General features: G+C 35.2%; 19 protein-coding genes. 5 read left to right on the top strand and 14 right to left on the bottom strand.

From position 1 onward, the window contains the following. Nucleotides 1–45: 45 nt before the first annotated feature. Nucleotides 46–906: a sulfurtransferase gene (locus tag JG738_RS04115; protein WP_201338496.1), complete on the bottom strand. Its 861-nt coding sequence runs from the start codon at nt 904–906 to the stop codon at nt 46–48. Further along, nucleotides 903–1,418: a ferritin-like domain-containing protein gene (locus tag JG738_RS04120; RefSeq protein ID WP_201338497.1), complete on the bottom strand. Its 516-nt coding sequence runs from the start codon at nt 1,416–1,418 to the stop codon at nt 903–905. Before JG738_RS04120 ends, JG738_RS04115 begins: the two co-directional genes overlap by 4 nt. Before the next feature lie 239 nt (nt 1,419–1,657). Here JG738_RS04120 and JG738_RS04125 point away from each other — a divergent pair, with 239 nt between their 5' ends. After that, nucleotides 1,658–2,062, top strand: coding sequence for a Fur family transcriptional regulator (locus tag JG738_RS04125; protein ID WP_201338498.1), 405 nt, complete (start codon nt 1,658–1,660; stop codon nt 2,060–2,062). Here the strand turns inward: JG738_RS04125 and xth are convergent. The 6 genes from xth to tatB are packed head-to-tail and all read right to left on the bottom strand — an operon-like array spanning nt 2,059 to nt 5,665. Continuing rightward, nucleotides 2,059–2,835 (bottom strand): exodeoxyribonuclease III, encoded by a 777-nt coding sequence (gene xth, locus JG738_RS04130; RefSeq protein WP_201338499.1) that lies wholly within the window; start codon nt 2,833–2,835, stop codon nt 2,059–2,061. The genes JG738_RS04125 and xth overlap by 4 nt on opposite strands. Further along, nucleotides 2,816–3,004: a hypothetical protein gene (locus tag JG738_RS04135; RefSeq protein ID WP_084275621.1), complete on the bottom strand. Its 189-nt coding sequence runs from the start codon at nt 3,002–3,004 to the stop codon at nt 2,816–2,818. Before JG738_RS04135 ends, xth begins: the two co-directional genes overlap by 20 nt. Beyond that, nucleotides 3,004–3,477: a histidine phosphatase family protein gene (locus tag JG738_RS04140; RefSeq protein ID WP_201338500.1), complete on the bottom strand. Its 474-nt coding sequence runs from the start codon at nt 3,475–3,477 to the stop codon at nt 3,004–3,006. The genes JG738_RS04135 and JG738_RS04140 overlap by 1 nt, the downstream gene beginning before the upstream one ends. Nucleotides 3,478–3,533: 56 nt before the next feature. After that, nucleotides 3,534–4,565, bottom strand: a complete 1,032-nt coding sequence (gene queA / locus JG738_RS04145) for a tRNA preQ1(34) S-adenosylmethionine ribosyltransferase-isomerase QueA (protein WP_201338501.1) — start codon at nt 4,563–4,565, stop codon at nt 3,534–3,536. Further along, nucleotides 4,549–5,301: a twin-arginine translocase subunit TatC gene (tatC, locus tag JG738_RS04150; protein ID WP_084275624.1), complete on the bottom strand. Its 753-nt coding sequence runs from the start codon at nt 5,299–5,301 to the stop codon at nt 4,549–4,551. The genes queA and tatC overlap by 17 nt, the downstream gene beginning before the upstream one ends. After that, on the bottom strand, nt 5,294–5,665 hold the full coding sequence (gene tatB, locus JG738_RS04155) for a Sec-independent protein translocase protein TatB (RefSeq protein WP_201338502.1): 372 nt from the start codon (nt 5,663–5,665) through the stop codon (nt 5,294–5,296). Before tatB ends, tatC begins: the two co-directional genes overlap by 8 nt. Before the next feature lie 94 nt (nt 5,666–5,759). Between tatB and JG738_RS04160 the strand changes: the two genes are divergently transcribed. Beyond that, nucleotides 5,760–6,530 carry a DUF1566 domain-containing protein gene (locus JG738_RS04160; protein WP_201338503.1) on the top strand — a complete coding sequence of 257 codons (771 nt, stop codon included), beginning with the start codon at nt 5,760–5,762 and terminating at the stop codon, nt 6,528–6,530. Nucleotides 6,531–6,557: 27 nt separating this feature from the next. Here the strand turns inward: JG738_RS04160 and JG738_RS04165 are convergent, their stop codons facing one another. Further along, on the bottom strand, nt 6,558–7,832 hold the full coding sequence (locus JG738_RS04165; protein WP_201338504.1) for an Nramp family divalent metal transporter: 1,275 nt from the start codon (nt 7,830–7,832) through the stop codon (nt 6,558–6,560). Nucleotides 7,833–8,156: 324 nt separating this feature from the next. Here JG738_RS04165 and JG738_RS04170 point away from each other — a divergent pair, with 324 nt between their 5' ends. The 3 genes from JG738_RS04170 to istB are packed head-to-tail and all read left to right on the top strand — an operon-like array spanning nt 8,157 to nt 10,031. Next, on the top strand, nt 8,157–8,606 hold the full coding sequence (locus tag JG738_RS04170; protein WP_201338505.1) for a transposase: 450 nt from the start codon (nt 8,157–8,159) through the stop codon (nt 8,604–8,606). Then, nucleotides 8,603–9,250: an IS21 family transposase gene (istA, locus tag JG738_RS04175; protein ID WP_201338506.1), complete on the top strand. Its 648-nt coding sequence runs from the start codon at nt 8,603–8,605 to the stop codon at nt 9,248–9,250. The genes JG738_RS04170 and istA overlap by 4 nt, the downstream gene beginning before the upstream one ends. After that, complete coding sequence (gene istB, locus JG738_RS04180; RefSeq protein WP_370583670.1) at nt 9,222–10,031, top strand: IS21-like element helper ATPase IstB; 810 nt, start codon at nt 9,222–9,224, stop codon at nt 10,029–10,031. The genes istA and istB overlap by 29 nt, the downstream gene beginning before the upstream one ends. Before the next feature lie 124 nt (nt 10,032–10,155). Here istB and JG738_RS04185 read toward each other — a convergent pair whose 3' ends face one another. The 5 genes from JG738_RS04185 to hemW form a co-directional block, all read right to left on the bottom strand. Further along, the gene (locus JG738_RS04185) at nt 10,156–10,716 is read right to left on the bottom strand and encodes a DedA family protein (protein WP_201338507.1); all 561 of its coding nucleotides are present in this window, start codon (nt 10,714–10,716) and stop codon (nt 10,156–10,158) included. 82 nt (nt 10,717–10,798) lie between these two features. Beyond that, on the bottom strand, nt 10,799–11,653 hold the full coding sequence (locus JG738_RS04190) for a GGDEF domain-containing protein (RefSeq protein ID WP_201338508.1): 855 nt from the start codon (nt 11,651–11,653) through the stop codon (nt 10,799–10,801). Between the two features lie 181 nt (nt 11,654–11,834). Continuing rightward, entirely contained in the window at nt 11,835–13,004 is a 1,170-nt protein-coding gene (locus JG738_RS04195; protein ID WP_370583675.1) for an ATPase domain-containing protein, read from the bottom strand. Nucleotides 13,005–13,030: 26 nt separating this feature from the next. Next, the gene (locus JG738_RS10500; protein ID WP_201338510.1) at nt 13,031–13,276 is read right to left on the bottom strand and encodes an ATPase domain-containing protein; all 246 of its coding nucleotides are present in this window, start codon (nt 13,274–13,276) and stop codon (nt 13,031–13,033) included. 87 nt (nt 13,277–13,363) lie between these two features. After that, on the bottom strand, nt 13,364–14,398 hold the full coding sequence (gene hemW, locus JG738_RS04205) for a radical SAM family heme chaperone HemW (protein WP_201338511.1): 1,035 nt from the start codon (nt 14,396–14,398) through the stop codon (nt 13,364–13,366). Nucleotides 14,399–14,416 lie beyond the last annotated feature (18 nt).

Here is a 14,416-nt window from a genome sequence, read left to right on the forward strand (position 1 = left end):
AGCTCCAAGTTTTTCTAGATATTTGTCAAAACATGGGCTTTTTTACTACTCCCATAAATATTTTGTCAAAAGTGTATCACTCTCATTTGCCCACTCTTTCATACTTGCATCATAGAGTCTGGCTTTTTTGAAGTTAAGGAGACGATGAAGTATATACCAGTTCATACTTGTTTCCAATCCGCCAGTGCAATAGGTTATTACATCTTTATTTGGTTTTAATCCCAATCCATCAATGAGCATTGCTTTTAAAGTATCTTTATCTTTAATCTTTTCATTGTGAAAGCTAAAGATCCAAAAATAGTTAGTTGCTTTTGGTATATGACCAGCGCGTTTGAGTACCTTTTGTTTTTCTGCCCCAAAATAGAAGATTGGATTTCTCGCATCAATCATTCTCGTTTTGCCAATATGAGTGAGGACAATCGATTTATCGACTATGAATTGCGGATGAAAAGTGGCTTTAAAATGTGAAGTGGGATGGCTGGGAATCTCTTTAGTAAGAGAGTCGATTTTTCTATACTCTTCTATGGTCCCATCGAGGATAGAGCTGTTTGAAAATCCCATCACCTCCATTGCAAAAGCGATATAGCTGGTTTTAAGTTTGTCTTTGCCAAATCTATGGCTATACAAAACCACATGGCTATCTGGTTTGATACCAAGAGAACGCATTACTTTTTCGAGTTCTAGAGGATTTTTTAAAAGCGCATAGTGTTCTACTTTTTTTCGCCACAGTTCAATAGGAGCATTGATGGCACCTGGAATGTGCTCTTTTTTATAGAGGCTTGGCTTTGAGACGTCGAGAATAATAAGATTTTTGTCATTTAAATGCTCCTTGAGCCATTTAGCCGAGACGAATGGCTCGGCCGCGAAAAGGGCGATGGCAAAACTAAAAAGAAGGAACTTTTTCATTGGATATTTCCTTTGATTTGATCGATGAATTCCTGGATATCTTCATACAGACCTTGCAGATCCTCTTCATGTTCTACTTCATCTGCCAAAATTTGGCTTACTATGTCGTATGTAACTATATCTTTTCCTTGTGTGATTTCAGCTAAGCGACTGTATACATCTATAGCGCACTGTTCACCTTTGATAGCTTGCTCAAGTACTTTGAGCACATCTGGATTTGATGGAGCTTCGTAGGCACAATTTGCATAACTAAACCAATCTTTTGGATGCAAGAGTGGTTCACCGCCTAGCTGTAAAATTCTGTCCGCCACCATTGTGGCATGTCTCAACTCATCTGCTGCATGTTGCTCAAGCTCTGCTACAACGCCATCTTTCATAATCCCTTTGACAACTTTTGCTTCGATAAAGTATTGGTAGTATGCAAGCCACTCATCAGCGTATGCTTTATTTAAAAGTGCTATGACCTCATCAGCTCCTATCCCTTTGAGAATGCTTATACCTTTTCGTGCCATAATTTCTCCTTTTAGAAAATTTTTTTCTTTTGATATATTGTATCAGTTTCAACTTTATACTAGCTTAATGATATTAAAGTGGAACGAAACTATAAAGTGTTATGAGGGATAAAATTGATAATTGCAATGTAAATCATCAAGTTTGCTTGAAATAAACTTAAACTGATAACTATTTTCAAAATAGTTTGACAATTTTTTAGTTATGGTGTATAAATGCAACAGATAAAAAGGGGGAAAAATTGGAAAAGAGATATGTAGAGTATACAAATATGCTCAAAGAAAAAGAGCTTAAATCAACACCGCAGCGTGTAGCGATGCTTGGTATTTTGGAGCAAAAAGGCCATGCGGATATTGAGGATATCTATAGTGAGATAAAAAAAGAGTTTGTCTCTATATCACTAGCTACTGTCTATAAAAATATCAATACACTTCTTGAAGCCGGTATTATTCAAGAGATTAAAGTACCGCATAAAAAGAGTAAATTTGAATTAAAAAAACATAAGCACAGCCACTTTGTTTGTGAAAAGTGTGGTAACGTGTATGATGTTGAGCAGCCAAAATCTATTGATATTGAGCTTCCTGAAGGTTTTAAGCCTAAAGAGGCCTCTTTGATGCTTAGTGGCATCTGTCCAAAGTGTCATTAATCTGCAAAAACTGCTACAACAGGCGCATGATCGCTTGGAGTAGGGCTTCTTCGCCTTCTCGGCCACATATCTACTTCTATTGATTCACATTTATCTTTAACTGGATCTGAAGTTAATATATAATCGATACGCATGCCCTCGTCTCTCCAAACAGCTGCATTCTTATAATCCCACCAGGTAAACTGCTTAGTATCTGGATGGCATGCCCTAAAAAGATCAATGAGTCCTATATGCAAAAAATCCTCAAAAGCTTTTCGCTCATCATCCATAAATCCAATTGTGCCGCGAAGTAGCTCAGCATCCCATACATCAATATCCTCTCTTGCAACATTCATATCACCTACTACTATGATCTCCTCTTTTTTTAGATCAAACTGCTGTAGATACTCTTTGAGATTTTTGAAAAACTGCAGTTTATAGATATGCTTTTCACCATCAAAATCCCCATGGGGTGCATAGACATTGCAAATGTGAATACCTTTAATTTTTGCTCGTATAAAGCGTTTTTGCTCATCCCAAAAAGGATCTCCAAAACCTTTTTGTATCTCTTCAAAATCAAATTTGGAGCATATTGCAACGCCATTGTAGGCTTTTTGGCCAAATACAGCACACTGATATCCTAGCTCTTCAAAATCTTTGAAAGGAAATCTATTCTCTTCACATTTTATCTCTTGAAAACATAAAATATCTATAGGGTTTTTTTCTGTAAGCCAGCGTTTTATAAGCTCAAGTCTAGCATTGATAGAATTGACATTAAATGTTGCTATTTTCATTTTTTTCAAGCTCCTCTAAAATCTCTTTGTTTATTCTTTTTTGATCGACTTCAAATTTATCTTCACTCTCTTTTGGTTTGCGAAACTCCAAATAGGTACCAACCAGGCCTACAAGCAGAATAAAAGCAAAAATCAAAATCTTACTCAGATCTCCCGCTTTGAGTTCCATTAGTGCAACTTTTTCAACATTTTTGGATATATGAGACCAGTAAGAGTATAAGATTCCTCTCCTACAAGTTCTGTAACACTCGCCTTTTTAATATGTATTTGCATCAAATCACATCCACTAAAGTGTGACACTGCATATGAAATATCAGGCTCATGCCCTACAAGGGCAATATTCTCATAGCAATGAAACTTCTCAATTACCTCTTCATAACGCAAGGGTGATGCTCCTGGATTGAGTCTTGCAGTTTCAAAATATTTACTATTTGGATAGAACTCTTGGAGAAGTTTGGCAGTCTGCATGGCGCGCGTTGCTTTTGAAGTTATAATTACTTCTATTGGATAGATTTTGGGGAGCTTTGCAAAAAATTCTCTTGCTTTTTTGATTCCATCTTCACTTAATGGGCGTAATATATCATCTTCATCCCACTCTTCACGGCTCAATGCTTTTGCATGACGGATAAGGAGAATACGCATAAGTAATCCTTTTAATACTTTTTTCTATTATCGAAAATTTCAAGAAATTTATCAAGTTAGATAATGAGCATTGCATCGCCATAGCTAAAAAAGCGGTACTTCTCTTTTATTGCAATTTCGTAGAGTTCTAGTGTTTTTTCCAGTCCAATAAAAGATGCTACAAGCATGATGAGCGTCGATTTTGGCAAATGAAAATTGGTCAGGAGATGATTAACGCGAATGGGGGGATTTTTTGGATGTAAAAAGAGATCACACTCCCCAAAACATCTCTTTGTGCGAGCATAATACTCTATTGTGCGGGTTACTGTAGTGCCAACTGCTAAAATAGGCTGTTTGGAGTCGAGCATTGCACAAGTAGCAGAGGGGATCTCATAATATTCACTATGCATACTATGCTCTGTAATTTTTTCACTCTCAACGGGTTTAAAAGTTCCAGCTCCTACATGTAGAGTAACAGAAAAGAAGGGGTGTTCTTTTTGAAGCTTTGCTAAAAGCTCTTTTGTAAAGTGGAGTGATGCAGTTGGTGCAGCGACGGCTCCAGGCTTTTGAGCAAAGAGGGGTTGATAGAAAATTTCATCCTCTTTTGTATCTGCTCGATCAATATATGGAGGGAGAGGAATATGCCCAATATTTTCCAAAATAGGGAGCAACTCTTCAAAGGTAAGTTCTTTGCTATCTTTATAAAATGCTACTACTCTTGATCCATCTGGTAAGAGCTCTATTACCTCACCTTTAAGTCCTTCATCAAAAAACAGCTTTGTACCCTTTTTGACGCGTCCTTTGATAAAGACACTAAATCTTTTATCTGCTACTGGACGATTGAGAAGGAGTTCTATTTTTCCGCCACTCTCTTTTTTTCCAAAAATTCTGGCTTTAATCACTTTTGTATCGTTAAAAACAAGGGCTACATCTTTTGGCAAAAATTGTGGAAGATCGTGAAAAATAGCATGAGTTATTTTTTGCGTTTCTCTCTCATATACTAAAAGTTTTGCACTATCTGGTGGATTGGCTGGATATTTGGCAATGGCTGATGAAGGAAGCTCGTAATCATAACTGCTTACGAGCGTAGGATCAAGCTTCCTCTTCATCTGCCTCTTCTATCTCTTCTTCATTTTTTGATGCAGGATTTATGATACGAGCAATAATGATTGAAACGCCATAGAGTATAACAAGCGGTCCTGCCATGAGAAGCTGGCTCAAGACATCAGGTGGTGTGAGCAGTGCAGCAACTGCAAAAATGATAATGATGGCATATTTAAAAAAGCTTTTGAGACTCTCATCTGTAACAAGCCCCAAAGATGCAAGGAAAAAAGTGATAACTGGAAGCTCAAATGCTAATCCAAATCCAAACATCAATTTTGTAAAAAATCCTACATATTCGCCAATACTTGGAAGAGCTGTAAAGAGTTGTGAGCCAAAATTGATGAGGTAGCTAAAACCAAATGGAAATACTACATAGTAAGCAAAGAGTGCTCCAAGTACGAACATAGTAGTAGCAGATATTACAAATGGAAGTACAAATTTTTTCTCATGCTCATAGAGCCCTGGAGCAATAAAGAGCCAAAGTTGCCAAAAGATGACTGGCAGACTAAATATGAGTGCAGCAAAGAAAGAGACTTTGAGCGCAGTAAAGAAGGCTTCTCCTACTTTGGTGAAAATTACATTGCTGCCAGGGGGCAGTGCCTCTTTAAGAGGCATGATCATCCAATCAAGTATATGCTCCCAAAAACCAAAACTGATTACAAACATCACAAATATGGTAGCTATACTGATAAGGAGCCTTTTGCGAAGCTCTGCTAAATGTGGTTTAAGCTCTTCAAACATCTACTTTATCCTTATCTTCATCTATCTTTTTTTTAAACTTGACTACTTCTCTTTTTGGTTGCTCTTTCATCGCACTTTTAATCTCTTCTACTTCTGCTAATGGATCTTCTTCAAGCTCAGCAGTAATTGTTCCCATCTCTTCAGCAACTGATTTAAATTTCTTCTTGTACTCATCTGCCTCTTCTTTCAACTCAGTAATTTTTACCTCTTGCTCTAATTGTACTTTGGCATCATTGACTGCACGTTTGATACTTTTAAAAAATTTGGCAATATCTATGAGAAACTGAGGAAGTTTTTCTGGTCCTAAAAAGATGATAGCAACAACAGCAATCATTAAAATTTCGGTAAAACCCATTCCAAACATTAAGAGTCCCTTATTGGAAATTTGAAAAATTGTACATCAAAAGATATTATATTTTGATAAAGTAGTATATCCGAAAGATTTTAAAAGGAATAAAATGCGATTTATACTTATTTTCCTACCTCTACTACTCTTTGCACAGATGAAAGAGATAGAAGGAAAATATACATATTTAGAGGCTTTAAAGGTGTGTAAACAAAAGCTTGGAAAAGAGTGGCGTATTACTGAAATCTGGGAGCTTTTTCCTTTACGAGGGCAAACGGATCGATTTGGAAAAGATAAGCTCTATTGGAGCGGTAATACTTTGGGAGAGGCAAGAATTGAGAAAAATATTCGCCATGAGAGTGAGATATTTGTATTAAATAAAGATATACCAGCATTTGCCTTTTATTTGCAAGATGGAGATATTACGCCAACTCCTAAAAATATCAAAGCGCATGTAATATGTACCAATAATCCAAAATTACATCAACTTGATAAACATTTCAAAAAACTCTCTAACGGCCTAGTAGCAGATTATAAAAATAGCATCTATTGGGAGCCTTTTAAGAAGCGGCGCGATAAAAAGAAGCTCACATACGAAGAAGCACAGCGCTATTGTGAAAATCTTAAACTTTTTGGTAGAGAGTGGAGACTCCCAAGTCTTGAAGAGCTCTATGCTATTGTAAATTACAACTATGTAAAACCTGCTGTAAATAAAAAAATATTTAGTCACATGCACCATAAATACTATATTAGTGATGATGAGTTTGGGGAAAATGAAGTCTATGTAGTAGGATTTGCTGTAGGAAGCGTTGCTACTGCGCCTAAAAGTGAACATTTCTATTTTCGCTGTGTAAGTGATATGGAGGAAAATTTTTTTAAATGAATTTGCTTTAAGGACTCAAATCTTTTATTACAACCAATGCCAAAATGTTATACATACTAAACTAATAGTGACAATGAGTGCAAAAATAGCAAAAAGATTTCCCCAACGGCTAGGAAGATACTCGCCGCCCATAATACGTTTGTCATTAGCTATGAACAGCGTAATTGCTATAAGTATAGGAATAAGCATACCATCAAGCACTTGTGAGTAATAGAGTGCATCGACTGCAGAAATATCTGGCATCATATCTATAAGATCTCCTATTACCAAAGCGCCGACAAAAACAAAATAGAATCCCTTTGCGTCACTTACTTTATTATCCATCCCTTCTCTCCAACCAAAGGTATCGGCGACTGCATATGCAGTTGAGCCTGCGAGTACGGGGATAGCTAAAAAGCCTGAGACAATAACACCAATGGCAAAAAGAGCAAAGGCAAAATCTCCTGCTGCAGGTTTGAGGGCAACAGCTAATGTACCTATATCCTCAATTGCTTCACTCTGTCCATAGAGCATTACAGCTCCTGTAATAATCATTGTATAAGAAAGGAGATTAGACCATATCATTCCCACCAATGTATCAAAGCTTACTTCATCTGCTTGTACCACACTTTTTTTCTCCTCTTTCTCTTCTGAGGCCTGCCAAAAAAGCAGATAGGGAGAGATTGTAGTGCCAAGAAGGCCAAGAGCGGCTACGATCCAGGATGTGGAAGTCTGAATATGAGGAATAAAAGTATTTTTCAACACTTCCAAAAGAGGCGGTTTAGCCATTATTGCTGAGACTATATAGATACCTAAAATAACTGTAAGAGTTACTAATACATGTTTTATCGTCTTATATCGCCCAAAAGTGATGAGGTAGGCGATGAGGGAAGTTACAGGTATGAGAAAATATATTGTGGGATATCCAGTTACAATGTGTAATATTGCAGCAATGGCATTAAGATCAGCACCAATAGTGAGAATGTTTGCTATAGCAAGTACCATGATCATAAAAATAGTCAGTTTTTTAGAATAAAAGGCTGTTGTGATCTCGGGCAGGCTTTTACCTGTAACTATTGCAATACGTGCTACCATATTTTGAATGGATATCATCATAGGAGTACTTAATAGTAAAAGCCAAAGTTGACTAAATCCAGTCGTAGCTCCTACTAACGTATATGTAACAATTCCTGCTGGATCATCGCCAGCTCCGCCGGTAATGATTCCTGGGCCAAGCTCCTTTATACGCTCGCGATTCTTTTCGATATCTTTGCGTATGCGCTCTTTAAGTGATAGTTTTGCTGAGGGTTTGGTATTTAGCATATTATCTCCATTTTCGATCCTTTGTTTTCGAGGGCAAAAATCTCATCATATAGCCCTCTTTTGAAAAGGACTTCTTTATAAGGGCGAAATTTGGATCCTTTTTGCTCATCTAACTCTTTTTAAAAAGTCTTTTGGAGAATTTAAGTATTTTGCTCGCTAATAATTTTTCATTTGCATAGAATCCCTGTGTGTTCTCTTGTACTTTGCTATAAAAGAAGCAATAATTGTCACCTGCAATGTTAAAATACACCACAGACGCAAGATGAAAATGTACCATCCATGAGATGAGGAAATATAAGAGAATATAATCGCTTCCAAAAATATTTGGAGGCAATAGTGATTACATACGAGGAGTTTGTGATGGTACATACACTTTACAGACAAGGATACAGCATAAGAGCTATTGCAAGGATGACGGGACTTGATAGAAGAACCGTATCCAAAAGACTCAAAGAGGATAAGCTTCTGCCAAGAAAACCGAGAGTTTACAAATCGAAGCTCGATCCATACAAAGAGTATATAAAAAAGAGAATAGCTCAAGGGTTGCCGGATAAAATTCCTTCAACGGTAATATACCGGGAGATTACAGCAAAAGGGTATGAGGGGAAGATAAGAATATTGCAGGCGTTTATGAGCGGGCTTTATAAAGAGCATATGAGCGTAAAAGAGGAAGAGGTAGTGCGATTTGAGACAGATCCGGGCGAGCAGGCGCAAGCTGACTGGACGGTGATACGAAGAGAAGAGGGAAGAATCCCATTTATGCCTTTGCGATGATTTTGGGCTATAGCAGATACGCATTTATCTGCTTTACAGACAATATGCGCTTTGATAGTTTTATAGATTGTCATAAAAAGGCTTTCGCCTTCTTTGGGGGAGTGCCTAGAACCATTCTTTACGACAACCTCAAAAGCGTGGTGATAGAGCATAACGCTTACGGGAATGCAAAACACAGATTTAATGAGAGGTTTTTGGATTTTTCCAAAGAGTATGGATTTATTCCAAAACTTTGTAAACCCTACAGGGCAAAAACAAAAGGGAAGGTAGAGAGAGTTATAGGCTATATGAAAGGAAACTTCTATATTCCTTTGAAAGCAAGACTCAAAAACTCTTCGCTTGTTATAGATACAAAGCTTCTTAACAGCCAGATATTTCAGTGGCTTGAAATTGTTCATAATAGAGTGCACGCAACAACGAAGCAAAAACCAAAAGAGCTCTTTATAAAAGAGCAAAAAGTTCTGCTGCCGCTAATAATTTCAGCCAAGCCAAAAAGCTTGCATAACAAAAAAGAATATGACAATTGCATAGATAAAAAGCTTTCCTTGTCAAATAAAAAGTATAAAAACAGCATAAACATACATAATACAGCTAAGAGTTCTTTAGAGGAGTATGATGCGCTTTTGGGAGTTTGCCATGCATAAAGAGATACACAGTATAAATGAACAGATACAAGAGTATGCTGCGCTTTTTAAACTTCCTGCCATTAAAGAGAGCTTTTCATCCATAGCGCAAGAAGCAGCTAAAAAGAATCTTTCATACAGCCACTTTTTGCTTGAGCTTTTTAGATATGAACATCAAAAGAAGATAGAGCGTTCAAAAGCAACAACACTGAAAATGGCAGGCTTTCCAAAAGTAAAGACCATAGAGATGTTTGATTTCTCATCTTCTGCGGTAGATAGAAATATTATTAATGAACTTTCTACTTTAAGATTTATAGAGAATGCCGAAAATATCCTGCTTATTGGACCAAGCGGTGTTGGGAAAACCCACATGGCCATAGCTTTGGGATATCTTGCTACACAAGCAAGAATAAAAACAAAATTCATCACTGCAGCAGATCTGCTTTTACAACTTGAGATTGCGCAGCAGACCAACAGGTTGCAGCACTATTTCAAAAAGGTTATCAATACGGTAAAACTCTTGATTATCGATGAATTTGGCTATATCAAGCTCAATGAAAACCAGGCCAATCTCTTTTTCCAGGTTATCAATAAACGGTATGAAATAGGATCAATTATCATTACAAGCAATCTATCTTTTACAAAATTCAAGGAGGTGCTCAACAATGATGAAGCGTTAACTACAGCAATACTTGATAGGCTTATTCACCATAGCCATATACTCAATATCCAAGGTGAAAGCTACAGGCTTAAGCAAAAAAGAAAAGCTGGTGTCCTTACTGGACTCGATAACAATTTTTAGTTTCAAAGTGGTACATTTTCACTTCGCATCTTGGTACATTTTTAGGTTGCACTTGACAATAATATAGGGGATGAGAATTACACTTTCATATTTTACAAAATACTCCTTATATTATTAAGAAAAATTATTCTTTTTGCAATTTAAAAATCCATAGAACAAACAAGATAAAAACGAGTAGAGCTAGTAATTTTTTTTGTAGCAATACAACTATTTGGATTGCAGTATCGCCTAAATAGAAACCTATTGAGGTAAATGTTACTGCCCAAAGAAAGACACCGATAATTTCGTAGATATAAAATTTTACGTAGCTATATCCTGACATTCCTAATGTTAACATAACAGGAATATGCGTTCCATAGATAAAGCGCTCAAAAATGATAACAAATGAACCATAGTTTTTTATAAGTTTCTGCGCGATATCCTTTTTTTGAGGATGTGTATTAAGCCAAGCTAAAGCTCTCTTTCTAAAAAATCTTCCAACACTAAAAGTGAAAGTATCTCCTATAAGAGCTCCAATGGAAGCAATGATAATAATTTTTTCAAAAGTAAAAACTTTCCCTTGATGTGCAAGCCATCCTGCAAGCATAAGTCCGATTTCACCTTCTAAAATACTCCAGATAAAAAGTGCAATATAGCCGTGAGCTAGAAGGAGGCTGATAGGGTAAGAAAAAAACTTTAAAATCAAATTATCTCCAATAAAATTGCATTATATTATATTTGTTTATAATAAAGTTTGAAGTATGGCAGATTTATTATGAAAACTATTTTTATGAAACAGTTACAACCTTGTTTCTACCACTGTTTTTGGCTTGATATAGGGCCTCATCTACTCTTTTTAAAAGCTCTTGCCTTGTGTCATCTTCTTTTAACTGCGTTACTCCAAGACTTATTGTTATTTTTTTTACTTTTTCAAAATCTGTAGTTTCCACTCTTTTTCTAATTTTTTCAGCAACTATTTTTGTATTTTGCAGATCCATTTCAGGTAAAACTATCAGAAATTCTTCCCCACCAAATCTTGCTAGAGTATCTGTTTGCCTTAAATGATTTCGAATAACACTAACAAGTTTTCGTAAAACAAAATCTCCAACATCATGTCCATATGTGTCATTTATCTTTTTAAAATGGTCAATGTCAAAAAATATAACAGATAATGGTCTTTTATATCTTTTAGCTTTTTCTATTTCTGCAATTAACATTTCATTCATTGCTCTTCTATTAAAAACACCAGTAAGAGGGTCGATAGAGGATTCTTTTTCTAAAATTAAAGTGAGTTCTCGTATGTAAAGAAGATTATAGAGTCGCATATGCAGCTCTATAGAGATAATAGGAACGATAATAACATCGTTTACTAATTGAAAAATCTCATTTTTGTTAAAATGGATATCTTTTTTAGTGGTTACAAGAAGTATAGGTAAAAAGACAGGTTTTTCTTCTTCTTTTAATTTTTCAATCTGATATTGATATTTTTTGAGGCACACACCATCTATGATAATAAGATCAATTTTTTCATCCTGATTTAGTTTTGCATCAAAAAGAATTTCATATTTATCACTAAGATATTTATATAATAGTTTTTCATTATTTTTATTATGGAAAAAAATAGCAATTTTCTCTTTTTTCATATCCTATTCCAGCATAGTGTTGGCTATAAGAACAATATCGATAGTGCTTGTCTCATTATATATGTTCAAGGTATTGTGATTGCAGGCTTGATATGACTCAAAGTTATATTTATGTAAAAAAGATAACAACAGTTTTATATTCTCTCGTTTTTTATCAGATAGTAAAATTGTACTCATTCTATTAGTCCTTTTCAGATACTAGTTTAGGTACACCTGTTAAGATATTTTCCAAATTATATAACGGTGTTCCTACTTTAATGCCATACTTTGTAATTTCAAATTCTCTTAAAGTTTTTTCAAAATTACTCAATCTTTTCTTTAAAATACCAATGGCTCTTCTTAATTGGCCTTTTATTTCTAAATATCTTAAAAATATAATATTATCAGCTATATAGCTTATATCATAGTTGGATACTAAAAAATCCCCTGTTATATTTTTTACCTCAGTTGGAAGTAAAACGGTGATTTTATGTAAAGAGAGATATTTACAAAGATTAAATAGATAAGTTAAATTATTTTTACCAATCATTGCTTCAATATATCCAGAAGTAGAGTCAATCATTACTATTTTGGTTCCCTTTTCTTCTATATCTTTTTTTACTATTTCAGCAAAAGCATCGTTAGTGTATATATTAGGTGGAATATATTTAATTTTCAAAGTTCCTTGTTCAATCATTGCTTTTACAGGAATATTTATTTTTTCACACCTTTCAATGATCTTTTCGGGTTGCTCTTCAAAAGAGTAAACAATACTTCGCTCTCCTCTTCCAGCACACTCTTTTAAAAATTGCATACTTAATGTTGTTTTGCCAGTTCCACTAGGCCCTGCTATTACAGATATAGTTGATTGTTCTATTCCTCCAAAAAGAAGTTCATCAATTTCTGGAACACCGAAAGAGAATTGTTTAAAATGTTCTATATTTGATTTTATCCCTTTAAAAGAGAGGCGTGGATAGACAGTGATTCCTTTGTTATTTTTGATCTCATAAGTGTGTGTGCCAGATATAAATTCTGAGCCTCTGAATTTTTTTACCATGAGGTATCTATACTCTTCTGTAACAAAGAGATCAATAACACCATCACTTAAAAACCTTAAATCATCATCAGGAGTTTCATGACTCGATTCAGAGGTGAATAGAGTTGTAGCTCCATTTTCTGAGAGATAATTTAATAAAGAGAGAACCTCTTTTCTAAATTGGAAGATATCAGTAGATAAGTAACGAAACTGCGTTAAAGAATCGATCACAACTCTTGTAGGTTTATATTTCTCAACTGCCTCTTTGATTGCGGTAGTGATTGGCTCTTTCTCAACCTCTGCTGGAGAAAATATATCATAACTTTCTGTGTTGATAAAATAGTCTGACGAAGGAGAGAGATCTAAAAAAACAGGTGTTGTAAATTAAGACCTAGATTTTTTGCGCTTTCTCGTATTTGATTCTCTTTTTCTCCTAAACTTATAAAGAGAGAATTTTCACCTTTTTTCCCGCCTTCTTCTAGAAAATGGAGACAAAATGTGGTTTTTCCAGCTCCTGGACCTCCAGATATTAAGTAGAATCTTTGTTTATAAAGCCCCCCAAATAAAACCTTATCTAGTCCTTTGATTCCCGTTGATAACTTCTCCATATTTCCTCCATGCAGGTTATCATGTAGGTAAATGCTATTTTAATTCTTGATATTAAGTTATAATAATATTGCTATACTTATAATAAACTAAAAATCATGTAAAAACAGGGCTATCTCATCTGATAAAAAGAAATTTTTATTATACATTTTACTATTTTTTACTTCCACTTTTCCCTCATTTTCTAAAATGGCAACTTTTTCTTTATCCACCAGTGTCAAATGAACTCCGACGATACTTCTTAGACCTAAAAATATCTTTTCAAAACGAATATCCTCTTTGCTTAGATGTTCTATATTGTATGTAAGAGGATTTTTGATATAGGATGCAAGATCAGTTTTTGGGTAATATCTTCTATTTTGTACAAATCCGACAGCTCCGCATCCTATACCAATATACTCTTTAAGTTGCCAGTATCCAAGATTGTGTTTAGAACGGTATTTACCATAATTAGAGACTTCATACTGCTCAAAAGGTATGAGTTCTTTTATAAAATATCCTTGGTTCTCATCTTTAGCTTTTACATCGGTTTTATTTTCAAAAGGTGTGTTTGGTTCTAAAATCAAAGCATAAGCTGAAATATGATCGATGGGGAGTTTAAGGGCTTGAGTAATCTCATGTTCTAAAAGTGTTTTGCTATCAAGCGTTGTTTCATAAATGAGATCGATACTTATATGCTCAAAACCAACTTTAAAAGCTCTCTCTACTGCTGCAATGGCTTCTTGAGGGGAGTGGGCTCTTCCAAGGAGTTTAAGTTTTTTATCATCGAAGCTTTGTGCGCCAAAACTTATGCGTGTTGCTCCAAGAGATTTCATACCCTTAAGCCACGATAGTGTTGCGCTATTTGGGTTGGCCTCTACAGTGATCTCGGCATCTATTTCAATCAATGAAAGAATTTTTTCAAAAAGAGGCTCATAAAGCTGAGGTTTTATAGTTGAAGGTGTTCCACCACCTATATAGACACTTTGGAGTTTTTTGACATTAAAGGTGTTTAAATCATGTTCAAGTTGCCGTAAAGCGGTTTGCATATACTCCGATTTTAAGTGATGATTAGTTGTAAATGAGTTGAAAGCGCAGTAGTTGCATTTGCTGTCGCAAAATGGTATATGGAGATACAACAGCAATTTTTATCCTTTTTTAAA

The organism is Nitratiruptor sp. YY08-26 (genome assembly GCF_016593215.1).
GTDB lineage: Bacteria > Campylobacterota > Campylobacteria > Campylobacterales > Nitratiruptoraceae > Nitratiruptor > Nitratiruptor tergarcus.

Coding starts and splice junctions, on each gene's coding strand:
- xth (WP_201338499.1), bottom strand. CDS start 2,835: ATGAAAATAGCAACATTTAATGTCAATTCTATCAATGCTAGACTTGAG.
- istA (WP_201338506.1), top strand. CDS start 8,603: ATGATTTTGGGCTATAGCAGATACGCATTTATCTGCTTTACAGACAAT.
- queA (WP_201338501.1), bottom strand. CDS start 4,565: ATGAAGAGGAAGCTTGATCCTACGCTCGTAAGCAGTTATGATTACGAG.
- tatB (WP_201338502.1), bottom strand. CDS start 5,665: ATGTTTGGAATGGGTTTTACCGAAATTTTAATGATTGCTGTTGTTGCT.
- JG738_RS04140 (WP_201338500.1), bottom strand. CDS start 3,477: ATGCGTATTCTCCTTATCCGTCATGCAAAAGCATTGAGCCGTGAAGAG.
- JG738_RS04135 (WP_084275621.1), bottom strand. CDS start 3,004: ATGGAACTCAAAGCGGGAGATCTGAGTAAGATTTTGATTTTTGCTTTT.
- JG738_RS04160 (WP_201338503.1), top strand. CDS start 5,760: ATGCGATTTATACTTATTTTCCTACCTCTACTACTCTTTGCACAGATG.
- istB (WP_370583670.1), top strand. CDS start 9,222: ATGCGCTTTTGGGAGTTTGCCATGCATAAAGAGATACACAGTATAAAT.
- JG738_RS10500 (WP_201338510.1), bottom strand. CDS start 13,276: ATGGAGAAGTTATCAACGGGAATCAAAGGACTAGATAAGGTTTTATTT.
- tatC (WP_084275624.1), bottom strand. CDS start 5,301: ATGTTTGAAGAGCTTAAACCACATTTAGCAGAGCTTCGCAAAAGGCTC.
- JG738_RS04115 (WP_201338496.1), bottom strand. CDS start 906: ATGAAAAAGTTCCTTCTTTTTAGTTTTGCCATCGCCCTTTTCGCGGCC.
- JG738_RS04120 (WP_201338497.1), bottom strand. CDS start 1,418: ATGGCACGAAAAGGTATAAGCATTCTCAAAGGGATAGGAGCTGATGAG.
- JG738_RS04165 (WP_201338504.1), bottom strand. CDS start 7,832: ATGCTAAATACCAAACCCTCAGCAAAACTATCACTTAAAGAGCGCATA.
- JG738_RS04190 (WP_201338508.1), bottom strand. CDS start 11,653: ATGAAAAAAGAGAAAATTGCTATTTTTTTCCATAATAAAAATAATGAA.